The sequence below is a fragment of the Stenotrophomonas sp. MMGLT7 genome, assembly GCF_021168555.1.
GTDB lineage: Bacteria > Pseudomonadota > Gammaproteobacteria > Xanthomonadales > Xanthomonadaceae > MMGLT7.
The window spans coordinates 146,091-162,755 of record NZ_JAJOZS010000006.1 but is presented as its reverse complement, the minus strand read 5'-3'; the positions used below and the strand labels follow the sequence as shown (position 1 = coordinate 162,755).

16 protein-coding genes are annotated in these 16,665 nt (G+C 70.6%); 4 read left to right on the top strand and 12 right to left on the bottom strand.

What is annotated here, in order from left to right; translation table 11 throughout:
* Window positions 1–26: 26 nt before the first annotated feature.
* From LRX76_RS10135 to LRX76_RS10080, 11 genes are all read right to left on the bottom strand, one after another.
* Window positions 27–605 (bottom strand): nuclear transport factor 2 family protein, encoded by a 579-nt coding sequence (locus LRX76_RS10135; protein WP_231804712.1) that lies wholly within the window; start codon window positions 603–605, stop codon window positions 27–29.
* A complete protein-coding gene (locus LRX76_RS10130; protein WP_231804711.1) occupies window positions 602–961 on the bottom strand; it encodes a hypothetical protein in 360 nt (119 codons plus the stop codon). The genes LRX76_RS10135 and LRX76_RS10130 overlap by 4 nt, the downstream gene beginning before the upstream one ends.
* Before the next feature lie 24 nt (window positions 962–985).
* Entirely contained in the window at window positions 986–2,122 is a 1,137-nt protein-coding gene (locus LRX76_RS18760) for an acyl-CoA dehydrogenase family protein (protein ID WP_331716769.1), read from the bottom strand.
* Window positions 2,123–2,148: 26 nt separating this feature from the next.
* The gene (locus LRX76_RS10115; RefSeq protein WP_231804709.1) at window positions 2,149–3,309 is read right to left on the bottom strand and encodes an amidase; all 1,161 of its coding nucleotides are present in this window, start codon (window positions 3,307–3,309) and stop codon (window positions 2,149–2,151) included.
* 2 nt (window positions 3,310–3,311) lie between these two features.
* On the bottom strand, window positions 3,312–5,153 hold the full coding sequence (locus LRX76_RS10110; RefSeq protein WP_231804707.1) for a 2-dehydropantoate 2-reductase: 1,842 nt from the start codon (window positions 5,151–5,153) through the stop codon (window positions 3,312–3,314).
* Window positions 5,150–6,352, bottom strand: a complete 1,203-nt coding sequence (locus LRX76_RS10105; RefSeq protein WP_331716768.1) for an aromatic amino acid transaminase — start codon at window positions 6,350–6,352, stop codon at window positions 5,150–5,152. The genes LRX76_RS10110 and LRX76_RS10105 overlap by 4 nt, the downstream gene beginning before the upstream one ends.
* 470 nt (window positions 6,353–6,822) lie before the next feature.
* Entirely contained in the window at window positions 6,823–8,244 is a 1,422-nt protein-coding gene (locus LRX76_RS10100) for a replicative DNA helicase (protein ID WP_231804706.1), read from the bottom strand.
* A gap of 379 nt (window positions 8,245–8,623) precedes the next feature.
* Entirely contained in the window at window positions 8,624–9,178 is a 555-nt protein-coding gene (locus tag LRX76_RS10095; protein WP_231804704.1) for an NADPH-dependent FMN reductase, read from the bottom strand.
* A 69-nt stretch (window positions 9,179–9,247) separates the two neighbouring features.
* Complete coding sequence (asnB, locus tag LRX76_RS10090) at window positions 9,248–11,191, bottom strand: asparagine synthase (glutamine-hydrolyzing) (protein ID WP_231804702.1); 1,944 nt, start codon at window positions 11,189–11,191, stop codon at window positions 9,248–9,250.
* A gap of 56 nt (window positions 11,192–11,247) precedes the next feature.
* Window positions 11,248–11,886, bottom strand: coding sequence for a glutathione S-transferase family protein (locus LRX76_RS10085; RefSeq protein ID WP_231804700.1), 639 nt, complete (start codon window positions 11,884–11,886; stop codon window positions 11,248–11,250).
* Between the two features lie 166 nt (window positions 11,887–12,052).
* Window positions 12,053–12,874, bottom strand: a complete 822-nt coding sequence (locus LRX76_RS10080) for a glycine zipper 2TM domain-containing protein (RefSeq protein WP_269450812.1) — start codon at window positions 12,872–12,874, stop codon at window positions 12,053–12,055.
* A 159-nt stretch (window positions 12,875–13,033) separates the two neighbouring features.
* Here LRX76_RS10080 and LRX76_RS10075 point away from each other — a divergent pair, with 159 nt between their 5' ends.
* Window positions 13,034–13,252, top strand: a complete 219-nt coding sequence (locus LRX76_RS10075; RefSeq protein WP_231804698.1) for a DUF6116 family protein — start codon at window positions 13,034–13,036, stop codon at window positions 13,250–13,252.
* A gap of 157 nt (window positions 13,253–13,409) precedes the next feature.
* Window positions 13,410–14,180 (top strand): TatD family hydrolase, encoded by a 771-nt coding sequence (locus LRX76_RS10070; RefSeq protein ID WP_231804696.1) that lies wholly within the window; start codon window positions 13,410–13,412, stop codon window positions 14,178–14,180.
* Between the two features lie 543 nt (window positions 14,181–14,723).
* Here LRX76_RS10070 and LRX76_RS10065 read toward each other — a convergent pair.
* Window positions 14,724–15,521, bottom strand: a complete 798-nt coding sequence (locus LRX76_RS10065) for a tRNA threonylcarbamoyladenosine dehydratase (RefSeq protein ID WP_231804694.1) — start codon at window positions 15,519–15,521, stop codon at window positions 14,724–14,726.
* A 56-nt stretch (window positions 15,522–15,577) separates the two neighbouring features.
* Here LRX76_RS10065 and LRX76_RS10060 point away from each other — a divergent pair, with 56 nt between their 5' ends.
* Window positions 15,578–16,003, top strand: a complete 426-nt coding sequence (locus LRX76_RS10060; RefSeq protein ID WP_231804692.1) for a hypothetical protein — start codon at window positions 15,578–15,580, stop codon at window positions 16,001–16,003.
* Between the two features lie 124 nt (window positions 16,004–16,127).
* Complete coding sequence (locus tag LRX76_RS10055; protein WP_231804690.1) at window positions 16,128–16,601, top strand: glycine zipper 2TM domain-containing protein; 474 nt, start codon at window positions 16,128–16,130, stop codon at window positions 16,599–16,601.
* Window positions 16,602–16,665: the final 64 nt, after the last annotated feature.

The window sequence follows — 16,665 nt, the reverse complement described above, 5'->3', positions numbered from 1 at the left end:
GGAAAGGTGGGGATGAGGGGGTGGGTTCAGTGCCGATCCGGCTCCGCGGCCGCAGCGTCGTCGTCCCAGGGATGCTCGCGGCGCTGGCTGAACAGGTTGGCGGTACTGAAGTGGGCGATGCGCCAGCGGCCGAAGTCGAGACGGAACTCGGCCTCGATGCGCGCGCTACGCAGCTGCGACTCGCCGCCGGCCAGCGTCGACACCTGCAGCATCGTCCAGCTGCCATGGGCCAGCCGCGCATCGGCGGCGTGGATCGTCTCCGACGCCAGGTAGTGCACGTTGAGCGCGAAGTGCGCCGGTGGGCCGCGGTAGCCACCCAGGAAGGCCACGATCGCATGGCGACCCTCGTGGCGCCCGAACGCGCTCCCATAGCGGCTGCCGCGTCCCTCCCAGACCGCGTCCTCGGTGAACAGATCGGCCAGTTCGTCCATCGGCGTGGACGCGTCCAGGCGGTCGCACAGCCGCATGTACTCGGTCATGACCCAGCGACAGGCGCTCTCCGCCTCCAGGGCGGCGATGCGCCGCTCGGCGCGGTCGAGCCGGTGCGCCAGCTCCTGCACGCCGGGCACGCGCAGGCGGCTGCGCCGGGGACGCACGGATCTCACGCCGGCACCGCCAGTTCGCGGCCCAGGCGCGCTTCCACGCGCAGGAACTTCCACAGCCGGTACTCGCCGACCGCGGTGGTGCGGAACAGGTTGCAGGCCGCCACCACCGCCTGCCGGTCGGCCGCCTCGACCAGCAGGTAGCAGGTCCATGGCCAGCCGCTGGGCGAGGTCCCGACCATCGTCTCGTCGTCGTCCAGGGTGCCAAGCAGGCGGATGCCCGGCAGCGTGTTCACACCCTTGAGCATTTCGCCCACCGCCTTCCACACGCCGCCGATCTCGCTTGCCGGCAGGTCGAAGAAGTTCTGGGTCACGGCGATGCACAGCAGGGCGCGCAGGGGATATCCGGAAGAAGACATGGCGGTTCTCGCGAAGGAATGGGATCAGGGATAGCCGGGCGACGTGGGCCGGCCCAGCAGCACGCTTCCGGCCTGCTGCCAGTTGCCCTCGGCCAGGAAGGCGTGCTGCACCACCACCAGCGCGTCGTGCAGGTAGCGCTGCATCGGCCCGGCGCGGAAGATGCCCGGCGTACCGGCCAGGGTGAACGCGGTGCGCGCCACGTCGGCGCCGGCGCGCGCGGCATGGGTGGCGGCCAGCCGCAGCAGGTTGCTCTGCGCGGGCGTGACCGCCTCGCCGGCCAGCACCTGCCGCCAGACCTCCTCGGTGCTCTCGTAGAAGAACGCCCGTGCCGAACGCAGCGCCGCCTCGGCGCGAGCGATCTCGATCTGCACGTAGGCGCGCTCGGCCAGTTTCGGCGCGCCGGTGATCGAGGCCCGGCCCGCGGCCGCGGCGGCGATCTCGTCCAGCGCCGCGCGCGCCACCCCCAGACCGACCACCGCCAGCACCTGCGCGGCCAGCGCGAGCGCCGGATAGCGGTACAGCGGCGAGGCCAGGTTGGCAGGGCCGCCGCGCACGAAGGTCCACTCCTCCGCGACCGAGGCCGCGTCCACCACCACGTCGTGGCTGCCGGTGCCCTGCATGCCGATGACGTCCCAGTCGTGCTCGATGCGCACCGCCGCGCGCGGCAGCACCGCCATCCGCGGCAGGCCCGGCGCCGGATCGTCCTCCAGCCGGATGCCGACCCCGACCAGGCTGGCGCCGGTGCAGCCGCTGCCGAACTTCCAGCGCCCGCGCACGTGGATGCCGTCCTCCCGGCGCTGCGCCGGCTGCGGTGGGAACAGCGCGCCGGCGAACACCACGTCGGGACCGTCGGCATAGACCTGCCTGAGCGTGGCCGGCGGCAGCGCCGCCAGGTACATCACCGATACGCCGAAGCTGGCCACCCAGCCGGCCGAGCCGTCGGCCTGGGCGATGCGCTCGACCAGCCGGCAGAACTGCGCCGGGGAGACCTCGTCGCCGCCCAGCTCGCGCGGCACCAGCGCGCGGTAGACGCCGACCTGGCGGAACTTCTGCACGATGTCCGGCGAGATGAAGGTCTGCCGCTCGAACTCGTCGCGGCGGGCACGGATCTCGGCCAGCAGCGCCTCCAGCGCGTCGTCCGCTGACGCGGACGTGGACACGATGCGGGGTTCGGCACGGCAGCGGCTCATGGATCGCCTCGGGATTGGATGACGTTCGGGATGCGTTCGGCCAGCCGCTCGGCGATGCGGCACAGCCTGGCGTCGTCGCCATGGCGGCCGACCAGTTGCAGGGCCACCGGTACCTGCGCCGGAACGGACAGCGGCACCGTGACCGCGGGATGCCCGCTGAGGTTGAACGGACGGACCAGTTGGGTGATGCCAACGGCCGTGCGCGCATCGCCGGCATCGGCCAGCCGCGGCGGGATGCTGGCCATGGTCGGCAGCACCAGCGCATCGACCTGCGCCAGCGCCGCGTCCACCTCCGAGGCGAAAGCCACCCGCACCGCTTCGGCGCACGCCAGCGCCGCGTCGGTGACAGAGGAAGCGCCCGCGAGCCGGCTGCGCACGTCCTCGCCCAGCAGCGGATGCGCGGCGACATGGCCGAACGCCTGCCAGTTCTCGCGGTTGATCACGATCAGCCCGGCATCGAAGGCATCGTTCAGCCGCGCCAGCGCGGCCGGCGCGACGGCGAAGCCGGACTGCGCCAATACCTCGTCAAGCGCATCGAGAATCGCCGCATCCGCATCGACCTCGACCCGGCCGAGCCTGACGCCGGCATCGGAATGATCGGGTTGGAACGTGGGATCGATGATCGACATGCCGCGCGCGAGCATCGCCGCGCTACCGGCGAGCACCCCGACGCAATCCAGCGTGCTTCGCGCCGGCAGCACGCCGCGGCGGCTGACGCGGCCGAACGTCGGCTTGATCCCGAACACCCCGCAGCACGCGGCCGGGATCCGCACCGATCCGCCGGTATCGGTCCCGAGCGCGAAATCGGCCAGGCCGGCGGCGACCGCCGCGGCCGAGCCGCTGGAGGATCCGCCCGGCACATGGTCGGGATAACGTGGATTGGGCGGCGTGCCGAAGCGCGGGTTGACGCCGGTGACGCCGAACGCCAGTTCGTGCAGGTGGGTCTTGCCGACGATGCGGCAGCCGCCGGCCAGCAGGCGCTCGACCACCTCGGCATGCGCCGCCGCCGGCGGCGCCGGGTCGAATACCGCCGAACCGGCGCGGGTGGGATGGCCGGCGATGTCGATGGTGTCCTTCACCGCCACCCGCAGCGCCCCCGCCCCCAGCGACAGCGCCTGCACGAACACGCGATCGAACACCTGCGGGCCGCCGTCCACCTTCAGCGTCCCTGTGCGTGGCGCATGCGGCGCACGGTGGCCGCGTAGACCAGGCGCGCGGCATCGGCGTTCTCGACCATGCGCCGGGCCGAGTCGACGCAGCGCCGGCGCACCGCCTCGGACAGCGCGATGTCCGGCCCGGCGATGGCGCCGGCCTGGCACTGCACCTCGGCGGCGCGTTGCACGATCCACAGCAGCATGAAGGTGGTCGGGATGTCGCGCTCGCACACCGCGATGCCGTGGTTGCGCAGGCACAGCACGTGCCTGTCGCCGAGGCTGGCGAGCATGCGCCCGCGCTCCTCGTCGAACAGGGTGATGCGCTCGAAGTCGTGGTAGCCGATGCGATCGGTGAGCTGGGCGCCGTAGAAGTTATCGTGGCTGAAGCCGGCCTGCTTCATCGCCACCCCGCAGATCGGCAGCGTATGGGTATGCGCCACGCACTGCACGTCGGCGCGAGCAGCGTGGATGGCGCCGTGCAGGGCGAATCCGGCGGGATTGGCCGGGTACTCGGACGCCTCCACCAGCTGGCCGTCGATGCCCACCTTGACCAGGTTCTCGGGGGTGATCTCGTAGTAGTTCAACCCGAACGGATTGACCAGGTAGTGATGCTCCGGCCCGGGGATGCGCACGGAGATGTGGTTGAAGATCAGTTCCCCCCAGCCCAGCCAGTCGACCAGGTGGTAGAAGTCGCACAGCTGCCTGCGCAACTGCGCCTCGGTGGCGTCGGCCGGCGGCGGCATGGCGGCGGACGCCGCGAGGACCGGCCGCTCCTGCGCCGGCTCGTTGATGACCTGGTCGTTCATTGCCTGGCTCCTTGATGGCGAGTCCGGGGAAGTGGAAATGGCGGGGATGCAGCGCGCCTTGTAGGCGGCCAGCGCGACGATGCCGCATGCCATCGGCATGGGCTGGCCGACATGGGCGGCCAGTTCCAGCACCGCCTCGCCGATGGCGCCGAGTTCGAGCGGCCGGCCGGCACGGTAGTCCTGCAGCATCGAGGTCTCGAAACGTCCGGCACGCAGGCCGGCAGCGATCATCTGTGCCAGGTCCATCGACGGTTGCACGCCGTAGCGCCGTGCCAGCGCCAGCGTCTCCTCCAGCACGGTGTCCACCACCACGCGCAGGTCGGCGCGCTGGAACAGCTCGGCCAGGTCGGCCTCGGCCACCACCGACAGTGGATTGGTGGCCAGGTTCAACGCCATCTTGCTCCACAGCGCAGCGCGGATGTCATCGCTGAGCACGACGTCGATGCCTGTCGCCTGCAACTGCGCGGCCAACGCACGTGTCCCCGCACCGACGCCGCCGAGCACCTCGCCCAGCACCAGCCGCGGCGCGGCGCCGGCGTGGGCGACACCGGCGCCGTCCAGCGACGCTGTGATGTAGACCACACTGCCGACGATGCATTCCGGCGGCAGCAGCCGCTGCGCTTTCGCTCCAGGATCCACGGTTTCGACATGCGACCGCGGGCGTGTGGATTGGCCGTTGAAGTACCACCACGGCACGCCGTTCACCAGCGGCACCACCAGCGTCCGTGGGCCGATCATCGGCAGCGCGGCGGACAGGGCCGCCGGCAATGCCTGCGATTTCACCGCCAGCACCACCACGTCCTGCACGCCGAAGCCGACCGGATCGTCCACCGTCACCGACACCGCCACCTGCTGCCGTTCGCCGAGGCGGTAGCGCAGGCCATCGCGTGCGATCGCGGCCCGGCGCGCGTCCCGCGCCACCACGCCGACCCGCGCGCCCGCAGTGGCCAGCAGGCCGGCCACGACCGAGCCGATCGCCCCGGCGCCGACCACGCAGATGCGCGGGCGCACGGCGTCGGTGTCGGCCGGGGCGATCGTCATGCCGCCACCGCCGTCTGCACCGTGCGCAGCGCGTCGCCGAAGCGCGCCACTGCGCCCATCGACAGGCCAGCGACGTTGATGCGCCCCGACCCCGCCATGTAGACGCCATGGTCGATGCGCAGCCGCTCGATCGCTGCCGCAGGCAGCGGCAACAGGGCGAACAGCCCGCGCTGCCGCGCCAGCGGCGACAGCTCGATGGCGCCCACCTGCCCGAGCGCCGCCAAGGCGCCGCGGATGCCGTTGACCCTTGCGGCCATGCCGCGCAATTCCTCGCTCCAGGCAGCCCGCAAGGACGCATCGCCGAGGATGGTCCGCACCACCGCGGCGCCATGGTCGGCGGGCATCGAATAGCTGGCGCGCGCATGCGCGGCCAGGTGGCTGGACGCCGCCGCGGCCGCAGCGCCGCTGGCGGCGACCACGTAGAGCGCGCCCACTCTTTCGCGATAGAGGCCGAAGTTCTTGTCGCACGAGTAGGCCACCAATGCCTGCGGCACGCACTCGACCAGTCTGCGCAGCGCCCACGCGTCGCTTTCCGGATCGCGGCCCAGGCCCTGGTAGGCGATATCCACCAGCGGCAGCAACCCGCGCCGCACGATGACCTCGATGACCTGCTCCCATTCCTCGGCGCTTGGATCGGCGCCGGTCGGGTTGTGGCAGCAGCCGTGCAACAGCACGAGATCGCCCGCCCCTGCCCGCTCCAGCGCCGCCAATGTGGCCGCAAGATCGAAGCCCTGCGCGGCCGCATCGAACTGGCGGTAGCTGCGCACGCGCAACCCGCTGGCGGCGAATACCGGCGTATGGTTCGGCCAGCTCGGCGTGCCCAGCCACAGCACATGCCCTGGCGAGGCACCAGCCACCAGATCCGCGGCCAGGCGCAAGGCCCCGGTACCGCCCACGGTCTGCACGCCGGTAAGGCGCGCGCCCAAGTCGGCGACCAGCGTGGCGCCGAACACCAGCGGCTGCAGCGCACGCACGAACTCGAGATCGCCTTCCGGGCCGAGATAGCTCTTGCTGCCCTGGGCCTGCAGCAGTTTCCATTCGGCCTGCTTGACCGCCGTCATCACCGGCGTGGCGCCGGCCTCGGTGCGATACACCCCCACGCCCAGATCGAGCTTGCTGCGACGGGTATCGGCCGCGTACAGCGACATCAGTGCCAACAGCCCATCGGCGGGATGTGGATTCAGGGCATCTAGCAGCACGGCAGACCTCGGAAAACCTGGGAGGAGCGGGCCGCACCCATGTCGGCGGCGGCGTCTTCGCTCTGTTTTCCAGCCTATCGGCTAGCTGTCCCAGTTCAATGATCGACGGTGCGAAGTTCGTTGCGTCGCGAGTAAACGCGGAACGGCAGCATGGGCGACAGTGGCGACGCGCCCGATTGGCACCGGGTTTTCCCGTGCCCGGCATGGTGCAGTCTCGCGATCACCAATCGGGAACAGCCAAGTTCCCTTCTCCCGCTTGCGGGGGAAGAACCTGCCCCCGCGAAGGCGGGGGTGCCCGAAGGACGGATGGGGGTTGCCTGGAGCATGGGAAAGCAACAGCAAAAGCGCCCCCATCCGGCGCTGCGCGCCACCTTCCCCCGCAAGCGGGAGAAGGAAACCTGGCTAGGGAACCTGGCTGTTGCTGTTTTGTGATCGAGAGACAGGACACAGTGCGGGACGCGACTGTCCCGCTACTCGAAGCTGCCGATCGAATCGTGTGCCAGGTTGTCGAAGCGGGTGTACTCGCCGAAGAACTTGAGCTTGATCGAGCCGGTCGGGCCGGAGCGCTGCTTGCCGATGATGATCTCGGCCAGGCCCTTGTCCGGCGAGTTTTCCTTGTTGTAGTAGTCGTCGCGGTAGATGAACACGATCATGTCCGCGTCCTGCTCGATGGCGCCGGACTCGCGCAGGTCGGCCATCACCGGGCGCTTGTCGGTGCGCGTCTCCAGCGAGCGGTTGAGCTGGGACAGCGCGATCACCGGCACGCCCAGTTCCTTGGCAAGGCCCTTGAGCGAGCGGCTGATCTCGGAGATCTCGGTGGCGCGGTTCTCGCTGTTGCCGGGCACCGCCATCAGCTGCAGGTAGTCGATCACGATCAGCCCCAGGTCGTGCTCGCGCTTGAGCCGGCGCGCCTTGGAGCGCAGCACGTCCGGCGACAGGCCCGGGGTATCGTCGATGAAGATCTTGGTCTGCTTGAGCATGGAGATGGCGCCGGTCACGCGGCTCCAGTCCTCGTCCTCGAGCTGGCCGGTGCGCAGGCGGGTGGCGTTGATGCGGCCGTTGGAGGAGATCAGGCGCATGGCCAGCTGCGAGGCCGACATTTCCATCGAGAACACCGCCACCGCCTTCTTCGACTTGATCGCCGCGTACTCGGCGATGTTCAGCGCGAAGGTGGTCTTGCCCATCGCCGGGCGCGCGGCCAGGATCACCAGGTCGGTCGGCTGCAGGCCGGCGGTCATGTTGTCGAACTCGGTGTAGCCGGTGGGCAGGCCGGTGACGCTGCCGCCGTTCTCGAAGCGGCTCTGCAGCACCTCGAACGCATCCTTGAGCGCGTTGTTCATGCCGACGAAGTCGGCACGCCCGCGGGCACCGGCCTCGGCGATCTTGAACACCTGCTGCTCGGCGTTGGACAGCAGCTCGGCGCTGTCGCGCCCCTCCGGCTGGAAGCCGTCGTTGACGATGTTGGTGCCGACCTCGATCAGCTGCCGCAGCACCGCCTTGTCGCGCACGATCTCGGCATAGGCGGCGATGTTGGCCGCCGACGGCGTGGTGCTGGCCAGCTCGACCAGGTAGGCACCGTCGCCGACCTGCTCCAGCTTGCCCTGCGACTCGAACCACTCGCCCAGGGTGACCGCGTCGAACGGACGGTCCTTCTCGGCCAGTTCGCGGATGGCGCGGTAGATCAGCCGGTGGTCGCCCCGGTAGAAGTCGTTCTCGGTGAGCTGGTCGTTGACCTTGTCGTAGGCATCGGGCGCCAGCATCAGCCCGCCCAGCACCGCCTGCTCGGCCTCCACCGAATGCGGCGGCACGCGCAGCTGGTCGATGCGCTGCTCGCTGCGGTCGCTATCGCGATCGCGGCCGCGGTTGCTTCGGGGGGCGGGACGGGCGGACATGGAGTGCGTACTCGATACAGCGGGACGGGGGCAGGAAGCATAGTCGGCAGCGGCCGCCGCGGCGATGCACAACTCTGTGGATAAGCCGTGCACAGGCGGTGCACGAGGCAGCCTGCGCCCGACCGGTCTCATATCCGGGGATTGCCGGCCTGCAGGCCGGGGCTACGGGCCATGGAGGACCGTGGCTGCAGTGGGAACTTTGCAAACCGCGGGAACCGTGGGAACTGTGGGAACTGTGGGAACTGTAGGAGCGACTTCAGTCGCGATGGGACTCTACCGGCAAGGCCCCATCGCGACTGAAGTCGCTCCTACAGCCGCCCCTACAGGCGCTCCTGCAGGCGCTCCTGCGGCCGTCCCTGCACGCCTGGACCCGGGCTCCTCAGCCCTTCTGCTTGCCGATCCAGGCGACGAAGGCGTCGACGAAGCCCTGCAGGAACTTGCGCGTGCCCTCGTTGGCCACGCTGCCGTCGTCGGCCACCAATCCATCGCTGAAGTGGATGAACGCCTCCGGCTGCGGCAGCACCGCCACATCCAGGTACGACAGCACGTTGCGCAGGTGCTGCTGCGCCAGCGCGGTGCCGATGGCGCCGACCGAGGCGCCGATCACCGCCGCCGGCTTGCCGGCGAAGGCGCTGTCGCCGTAGGGACGCGAGGCGGTGTCGATGGCGTTCTTGAGCACGCCCGGGATCGAGCGGTTGTACTCGGGGGTGACGAACAGCACCGCGTCGGCGGCACGGATCTGCTGCTTCAGGCGCGTGCCCTGCGCCGGGTAGTCGCCATCGCGGTCCTGGTCGTACAGCGGGATGTCGCCGATCTCCAGGTACTGGAAGTCGGCCTTGTCGCCGGCCAGCTTTTCCAGCGCCAGCGCCAGCTTGCGGTTGATCGATTGCTTGCGCAGGCTGCCGACCAGCACTGCCACCTTGTACTTGCCCATGGGGGGAACTCCTTGCTGAAGACCCGCCCAAAATAATCCCGCCGGCCGCGTTCCAAGGTGAAAGCCGGCTCAGGAAGCGGCGGCGTCCCCACGGGCACGGCGCCAGTGCGCCTGCCAGGCCAGGAACATCAGCACGTTCCACAGGTGCGTGTGCCACTTGCGCTGGCCGCGGCCGAAGGCCTCCCACACGCCGCGCACCGCGCCCGCGTCGAGCATGCCCTCGCGCGCCATCCGTGCCGGGTCGAGCAGGTCCTCGGCCCAGCCGCGCAGCTCGCCCCTGAGCCATTCGCCGACCGGCGCGCCGAAGCCGCGCTTGCCGCGGTAGACCATCGGCTCGGGCAGGTAGCGGCGCAGCACCCGCTTGAGCAGGTACTTGCTGGTGCCGTCGCGCAGCTTCATCGACATCGGTAGCGACCAGGCGAACTCGGCCACGCGCCAGTCCAGCAGCGGCGCGCGCGCCTCCAGGCTCACCGCCATCGTGGTGCGATCGACCTTGCACAGCAGGTCGTCCGGCAGGTAGCTGACGAAGTCGGCCAGCATCATCGCGTCGGCCGGCGTGCCGGCGCCGTGCAGCGGGTCGGCCAGGCTGTAGAAGCTGTCCGGCTCGTGCGACCCGGGCACCGCCGCGGCCGGATCGCGCCAGCGCGAGATACGGTTGCGGTAGACATCGCCGATGCCGCGCGCGCCGGCTTCAGCCAGCACCGCCGAAAGCCCGCCGGTGCGCGAGGACTCGCCGCGGCCGCGCGCCGCATGCGCCATCGCCGCGCGCAGCGGCGCCGGCACGTGCTGCAGCAGGCGCCAGTTGCGCAGCGCGCGCTGGTAGCGGGTATATCCGAAGAACAGCTCGTCGCCGCCGTCGCCGGACAGCGCCACGGTGACGCCGCCGCGCGCCAGCCGCGCCACCAGCGCGGTCGGCACCTGCGAGGCGTCGGCGAACGGCTCGTCGAACATCTCCGGCAGCTGCGGCACCACCGCCAGCGCGTCGGCCCCGGACACGTACAGCTCGGTGTGGTCGGTGCCCAGGTGGGTGGCGACCTCGCGCGCCAGCGGCGCCTCGTCGTGGTGCGAACCGGCGAAGCCGATGCTGAAGCTGTGCACCGGCTGCGCGCTCTGCGCCTGCATCATCGAGGCCACCAGCGAGGAGTCGGTGCCGCCGGACAGGAAAACCCCCACCGGCACGTCGGCGACCATGCGCAGCGCCACCGCGTCGCGCAGCAGGCCGTCCAGGCGCTCCTCGGCCGCCGCATCGTCGCCGCCGAACGGCTGCAGCAACGCCGCCTGCATCGCCTCGCGCGCGCTCCAGAACGGCCTCTGCGCCTGTTCCGGGCGGTGCGCCGCGGCGCCGGCCGCCACCGCCTGCGCATCCAGCCGCAGGATGCGCCCGGGCATCATCTTGAACGCGCGCTCGTGGATGCAGTACGGCGCCGGGATGTAGTCCAGCCGCAGCAGCAGGGTCAGCGCGTCGCGGTCCACGCCGTTGTCGAAATCCGGGTGCCGCCACAGCGCCTTCAGTTCGGAGCCGAACACCAGCGCCTGCCCGGCCCAGCCGTAGTACAGCGGCTTCTTGCCGACGCGGTCGCGCGCCAGCCACAGGCACTGCTCGCGCCGGTCCCACAGGGCGATGGCGAACATGCCGTTGCAGCGCACCAGGGCATCCTCCAGCCCCCACTCGACCACTGCGGCCAGCAGCACCTCGGTATCGGAATGGCCGCGGAAGCGGTGCCCCAGCGCCGCCAGTGCCGCACGCAGCTGGGCGAAGTTGTAGATCTCGCCGTTGTAGGCCAACACGTAGCGGCCGTCGGCCGAGGCCATCGGCTGGTGGCCGAGCGGCGACAGGTCGAGGATGCTCAGGCGCCGGTGCGCCAGCGCGATGCCGGCCTGCGCGTCGACCCAGGTGCCGTCGTCGTCCGGCCCGCGGTGGCCCAGTGCCGCGCCCATCGACTGCGCCAGCGCGCCCAGTTCCTCGCCATGCAGCTGCGGCCCGGCCAGCAGCAGTCCCGCCAATCCGCACATCTACGCGTTTCTCCCGGGGATTCGATGCGGTGCCGGGCAGCGCCGGCCGGCCATGCTCATGCGCATGGCGCCGGCGCCGCGGCCATCGGCACGAACCCCGGCATCGCCTCCACCCGCGCCAGCCAGGCCTGGATGGCCGGCCAGCGCGCGAGCTCGAAGCCGCCATCGCCGGCGCAGTGGGTGTAGGCGAAAAGGGCGATATCGGCGATGCCGTAGTGCGGGCCGGTGAACCAGGCATGCGCGGCCAGGTGCTGCTCCATCACCGCCAGCGCGGCCTCGCCCCGCTGCAGCAGTTCCGGCAGCTGGCCGCGGCGCGGCGAGTCGGGCGCGGTCCAGGTGCGGATGAAGCGCGCCACCGCGACATAGGGCTCGTGGCTGTACTGCTCGAAGAACATCCAGCTCAGCGCCTGCGCGCGCTGCCAGCCGTCGGCCGGCAGGTACGGGGTGCCCTCGGCCAGCCAGAACAGGATGGCGTTGGACTCGACCAGCACGCGGCCGTCGTCGCGCTCGACCATCGGCACCTTGCCGTTGGGATTGAGCGCCAGGTACTCGGGCGTGCGGGTCTGGCCGTGGACGCTGTCCACCTCGATCCAGCGATACGGGCTGCCGAGCTGCTCGAGCAGCAACTTGACCTTGTAGCAGTTGCCCGACAGCGACATGCCATGGACGGTGAGCGGTACGTTGTGCTGCGGCATCGCGAGGGATCCGGTGGAAACCCCGCTAGTCTGGCGGCAAAGCCGGGCCGGGTGAAGCGCCGCGTAAGGGCGGCGCCAGCAACCGGCACAGGAACGGCGCGGAGGGCAGAAAAGCGAAGGGCCGGCATCGGCGCCGGCCCTTCGCACGAACCAGGGGCAACCGCGCCTACTGCCTGGCGGCGGTGCTGTCCAGCGCAGCGGTCTGGGTCACCAGCTGGCCGTCGATCACCGGCAGGCGGTCGCCCTGCGGCTTCTCGTCCAGGCGCACCTGCTTCTCCTGCCCATCCAGGCGGTAGGTGACGTCGTAGCCGATCACTTTGTCGCTGTTGCCCAGGGCGATGCGGCTGCCCGGCTTGCTGTCCATGCGCAGGGTGCCGGTGCTGCCGTCGTCCTTGCGGTAGGTGACGTTGTAGCCGGTCACCCGCGAGGACTCGGAAGTGCGCTGCTCGGTGTGGCACTGGCGCTCGGTGCGGTTCACCACGCGGCCGCCGACATGGTTGCGGTCCACCCGGTTGCCGACCACGCCGCCGGCCACCGCACCGGCGGCGGTGGCGACCTTGCGCCCGCTGCCGCCACCGACCTGGTTGCCGAGCAGGCCGCCGATCACGGCGCCGGCCACGGTGCCGCCGACGTTGCCGTCGCGCTCGGGCAGCCGCTCCTGCACCACCACGTCCTGGCAGACCTCGTGCGGTACCGACGTGGTGCTGGTCTCGCGCACCGGCTCGGTACCGATCACCGTGGCGTACAGCTTCTCCTTCTCGCTCACCGGCTCGACCTTGACCACGTCGGCATACTGCAGCGCCGCGCCGCCGCGCAGCGAATCGTCCGCGGCATCGTCGCCGGTAGCGGCGAGCGGCGGCTGGTTCTGCTCGGTCGGGGTCACGAACGCAGCCGGCTCGCTGCGGTTGTTCATGAAGGCCGCCGTGGCCACGCCACCCACCAGCAACGCTCCAGCAGCGACCAGTATCGTTGTCGTATTGCTTTTCATCACCAGGCTCCTTGCGGACCATCCGCGCTCGGTACGACGCAATTCGAGCACGACGAAGCTGAATAGACGGCGACAATTTCCCGACACAGGCTTAACAGACGCCCACCTCGCCACCATATCCATCGTGATAGCGTTTTCACCCCCAGCGAGGAATTCCCGATGCCCAATCCCCTTGTCCTGCCCCTGCTGAACTGGGCGCGGAAGCTGCGCTACCCGACCTTGTTCAAGATCACCGCGGCCCTGTTCGCCATCAGCGTGCTGGTGCCGGATCCGATCCCCTTCGTCGACGAGATCGTGTTCGGCCTGGGCACGCTGCTGCTGGCCAACTGGAAGACGCGCAAGCCGCCGCTGCCGCAGGGATCGCCGCAGCGACGCTGATGGCCCTGGTGCCGCGTCAACGCCCCATGCCGGCCCTGCGCCTGCCGCCGAACCGCAACGTCGCGTCGCGGACCTTGCCAGGACCACCGGTCTCGGCGGCGGTCGGTGCCTTCCGCAAGCCGATGGCGGCGCGCACGACTTACACGAGGGTGCAGACGTGACACTGGTCGACAGCCACTGCCACCTGGACGCCGGCGAGTTCGATGCCGACCGCGCCCAGGTGGTCGCCCGCGCCCACGTCGCCGGGGTCGCCGTGCAGGTGGTCCCGGCCGTCGCCGCGGCCGCCTGGCCCAAGCTGCGCGACGTCTGCAATGCCGATCCGGGACTGCATGCCGCCTACGGGCTGCATCCGATGTTCCTGGCCGAGCACCGGCCCGGGCACCTGCAGCTGCTGCGCGAATGGATCGAGCGCGAACGCCCGTGCGCGATCGGGGAATGCGGGCTGGACTTCTTCGTCCCCGACCTGGATCGGCAGGCGCAGCAGTTCTATTTCGAGGGCCAGCTGGCGCTGGCGCGCGAGTTCGACCTGCCGGTGATCGTGCATGCGCGGCGCGCGGTGGAGGCGGTCATCGTCGCCTTGCGCTCGACCGGCGGACTGCGCGGCGTCGTCCACAGCTTCTCCGGCAGCCCCGAGCAGGCGCGCCAGCTGTGGCAGTCCGGCTTCCTGATCGGCCTGGGCGGTCCGGTCACCTACGAACGCGCGCAGCGGCTGCGCCGGCTGGTGAGCGAAATGCCGCTGGACTACCTGCTGCTGGAGACCGATGCCCCGGACCAGCCCGACGCGGCCATCCGCGGCCAGCGCAACGAGCCGGCGCGGCTGGCGGCCATCGCCGAAACGATCGCGCGGCTGCGCGGCGAACCGGTCCAGGCCATCGCCGCCCGCACCAGCGCCAATGCCGAGCGCCTGTTCGGCCTGCGGCGGCACTGACAGGCCTGCGGGTCGACGAGGCAAGGCCCCGATGGCCTTCCCGGGGATGCAAGCTCGCGCGAGGCTCCGCCCCTGCCCCGTCCGCCCCTCCGAGGCACCTTCTGCCGATGGGACAACGCTGCCGGTGGCGGAAGGGACTACCGCGCCTGAAGCGCCCAACGAAACCCGTCATCCCCGCGCCGGCGGGGGTCCAGTGCCTTGCCCTTCCCGAGCGCAAGTCGCCGGGGCTCCTCCTCAGGGCGATGGCCGAGATCATGGGGTGGGCCTCGGCCCACCGCGTCGGACTCTGCCGTGACCACTGGCGGCATCGGCGGCACGCAAGCAACGATCAAGAGGCCGGTTGCGTGTGCCCGGCGCCGCGGGCGCCGTGTGACGGTCCCGCCCTGTGCAATCGTGGCTCTACGGCCTGCCATTGCCGCGATCGGCATGTGCCGTATCCAGCCTGAGATGGTGGACAGCTTACTGGCGCCCATCGGGTCGCGGGAAGGCTTCTTGCGGCTTACACCCCGAAGAGGCAGGCGCCGCCGCAGCCGTGGTGCCCGGTCACGGCTGCTGCTTGGCCTTGAGCAGCATCTCCAGCGCCTTGCCGACCGCCACGAAGGCGAACGTGCCGGTCACGTGCGTGGCCGCTCCCAGGCCGGCGCCGCAGTCCAGCCGCAGCGCCGCGTCCTCGCCCAGTTGCGGGCGCAGGCCGCAGACGCTGCCGTCGGCCTGCGGGTACTTGACGTTCTCCAGCGAGTACACCGCCGGCACGCCGAAGTAGCGCTGCCGGTTCTTGGGGAAGTTGAACTCGCCGCGCAGCTTGCGCCGGATCAGCGCCAGCATGGCGTCGTGCTCGGTGCGCGACAGGTCGCGCACGCGCACCAGGGTCGGGTCGGTGCGCCCGCCGGCGGCGCCGACGGTCAGCAGCGGCAGCTTGCGGCGACGGCACCAGGCGATCGCCTCCACCTTCACCCGGAAGCTGTCGCAGGCATCGACGACCAGGTCGAAGCCCTGGTCGAGCAGCTCGGGCATGTTGCCGGTGGTGAGGAAGGCCTCGACCGCCACCGCGTCGATCTCCGGGTTGATCGCCCGGCAGCGCTCGGCCATGGCCTGGGCCTTGTTGCGGCCGAACATGCCCGCCAGCGCCGGCAGCTGGCGGTTGCTGTTGGACACGCAGATGTCGTCGGCATCGATCAGGGTCAGGTGCCCGACCGCGGTGCGCGCCAGCGCCTCCACCACCCACGAGCCGACGCCGCCCAGTCCGACCACCGCCACCCGGCACTGCGCCAGGCGCTCGACCGTACCCGTCCCATAGAGCCGGTCGATGCCGGAAAAGCGTTCACGCCATTGTTCGTTCATGCCGCCATTTTACGATGCGCCATCCCATACTCGGTCTTTTGCCGGGAGCGGAATCGATGCGCCAGCCGAGTTCGTCGCCTTCCCTGATGCGCTACCTGTCGGTGCTCGTCGCCGGGGTGATCCTCGGCACGCTGGCGACGTTGGTGCTGGTGCGCGCGCTGCAGGCCCGCGTGGATCCCTTCCCACGGGCGCTGATGCAGGTGATGGAGCGGCAGCTGCAGCAGTTCGGGCAGGGGCCGGCGGCGGATCGCTGCGATCCGGCCGATGCCATATCGCGCCTGCAGTCGCTGCGGGTGCTGGCCGGCGGGATCGAGACCGCCTTCCCCGGGCTGGCCTCCGACCGCCGCTTCGCCGCACAGGCCTCGCGCCTGCGCGCGACGCTGGATGCCGAGCTGGCATCGCCATCCGCGTGCGGCCAGGCGCCGCGGATCGCCGACGACATCCAGGCCGCCTGCCGCGGCTGCCACCAGGACTTCCGCTGACGGGCGGCCGGCACCTCCCCATTCAGGAAGACCGGGCACAGTTGGCGCTGTGTTCACGTTGCCTTAGACACGATCTGCCACACATCAACACAAACGCGGCGACATCGCCGACAGAGGACCACCCATGAACATTCGACTGATCGCGATCGGTGCCGCCGCTTCCCTCGCCCTGGCCGGTTGTGCCACCTCGCCCGGCTACGGCGGCGGCTACAACAGCGGCTACGGCAACGCGGGCTACAACCAGGGCCGCTGCGCCGACTGCGGCATCGTCACCCGCATAGACACGGTGGCCTCCAACCGCACCGCTCCGGCCGCCACCGGGGCGATCCTCGGAGGTATCGTCGGCGCGATCGCCGGCCACGAGATCTCCGACCACACCGGCGGCAGCAAGGGCAACCAGAACGTCGCCGCCGTCGCCGGCGCGGCGGGCGGCGCGCTGGCGGGCAACCGCATCCAGCAGAACGTCACCGGCGACAGCTACGACATCCAGGTCAAGATGGACGACGGCCGCGTGATCGTGGTCAACCAGAAGGACCTGGGCGGCGTGCGCGAGAACACCTACGTGCGCGTGGTCAACGGCCGCGTGGTCGTGCGCTGAAGCCGGCCACCCCGGGCAGTAAACGAGACAGGGCCCGCATCGCGGGCCCTGTCCTTGTCCGTCG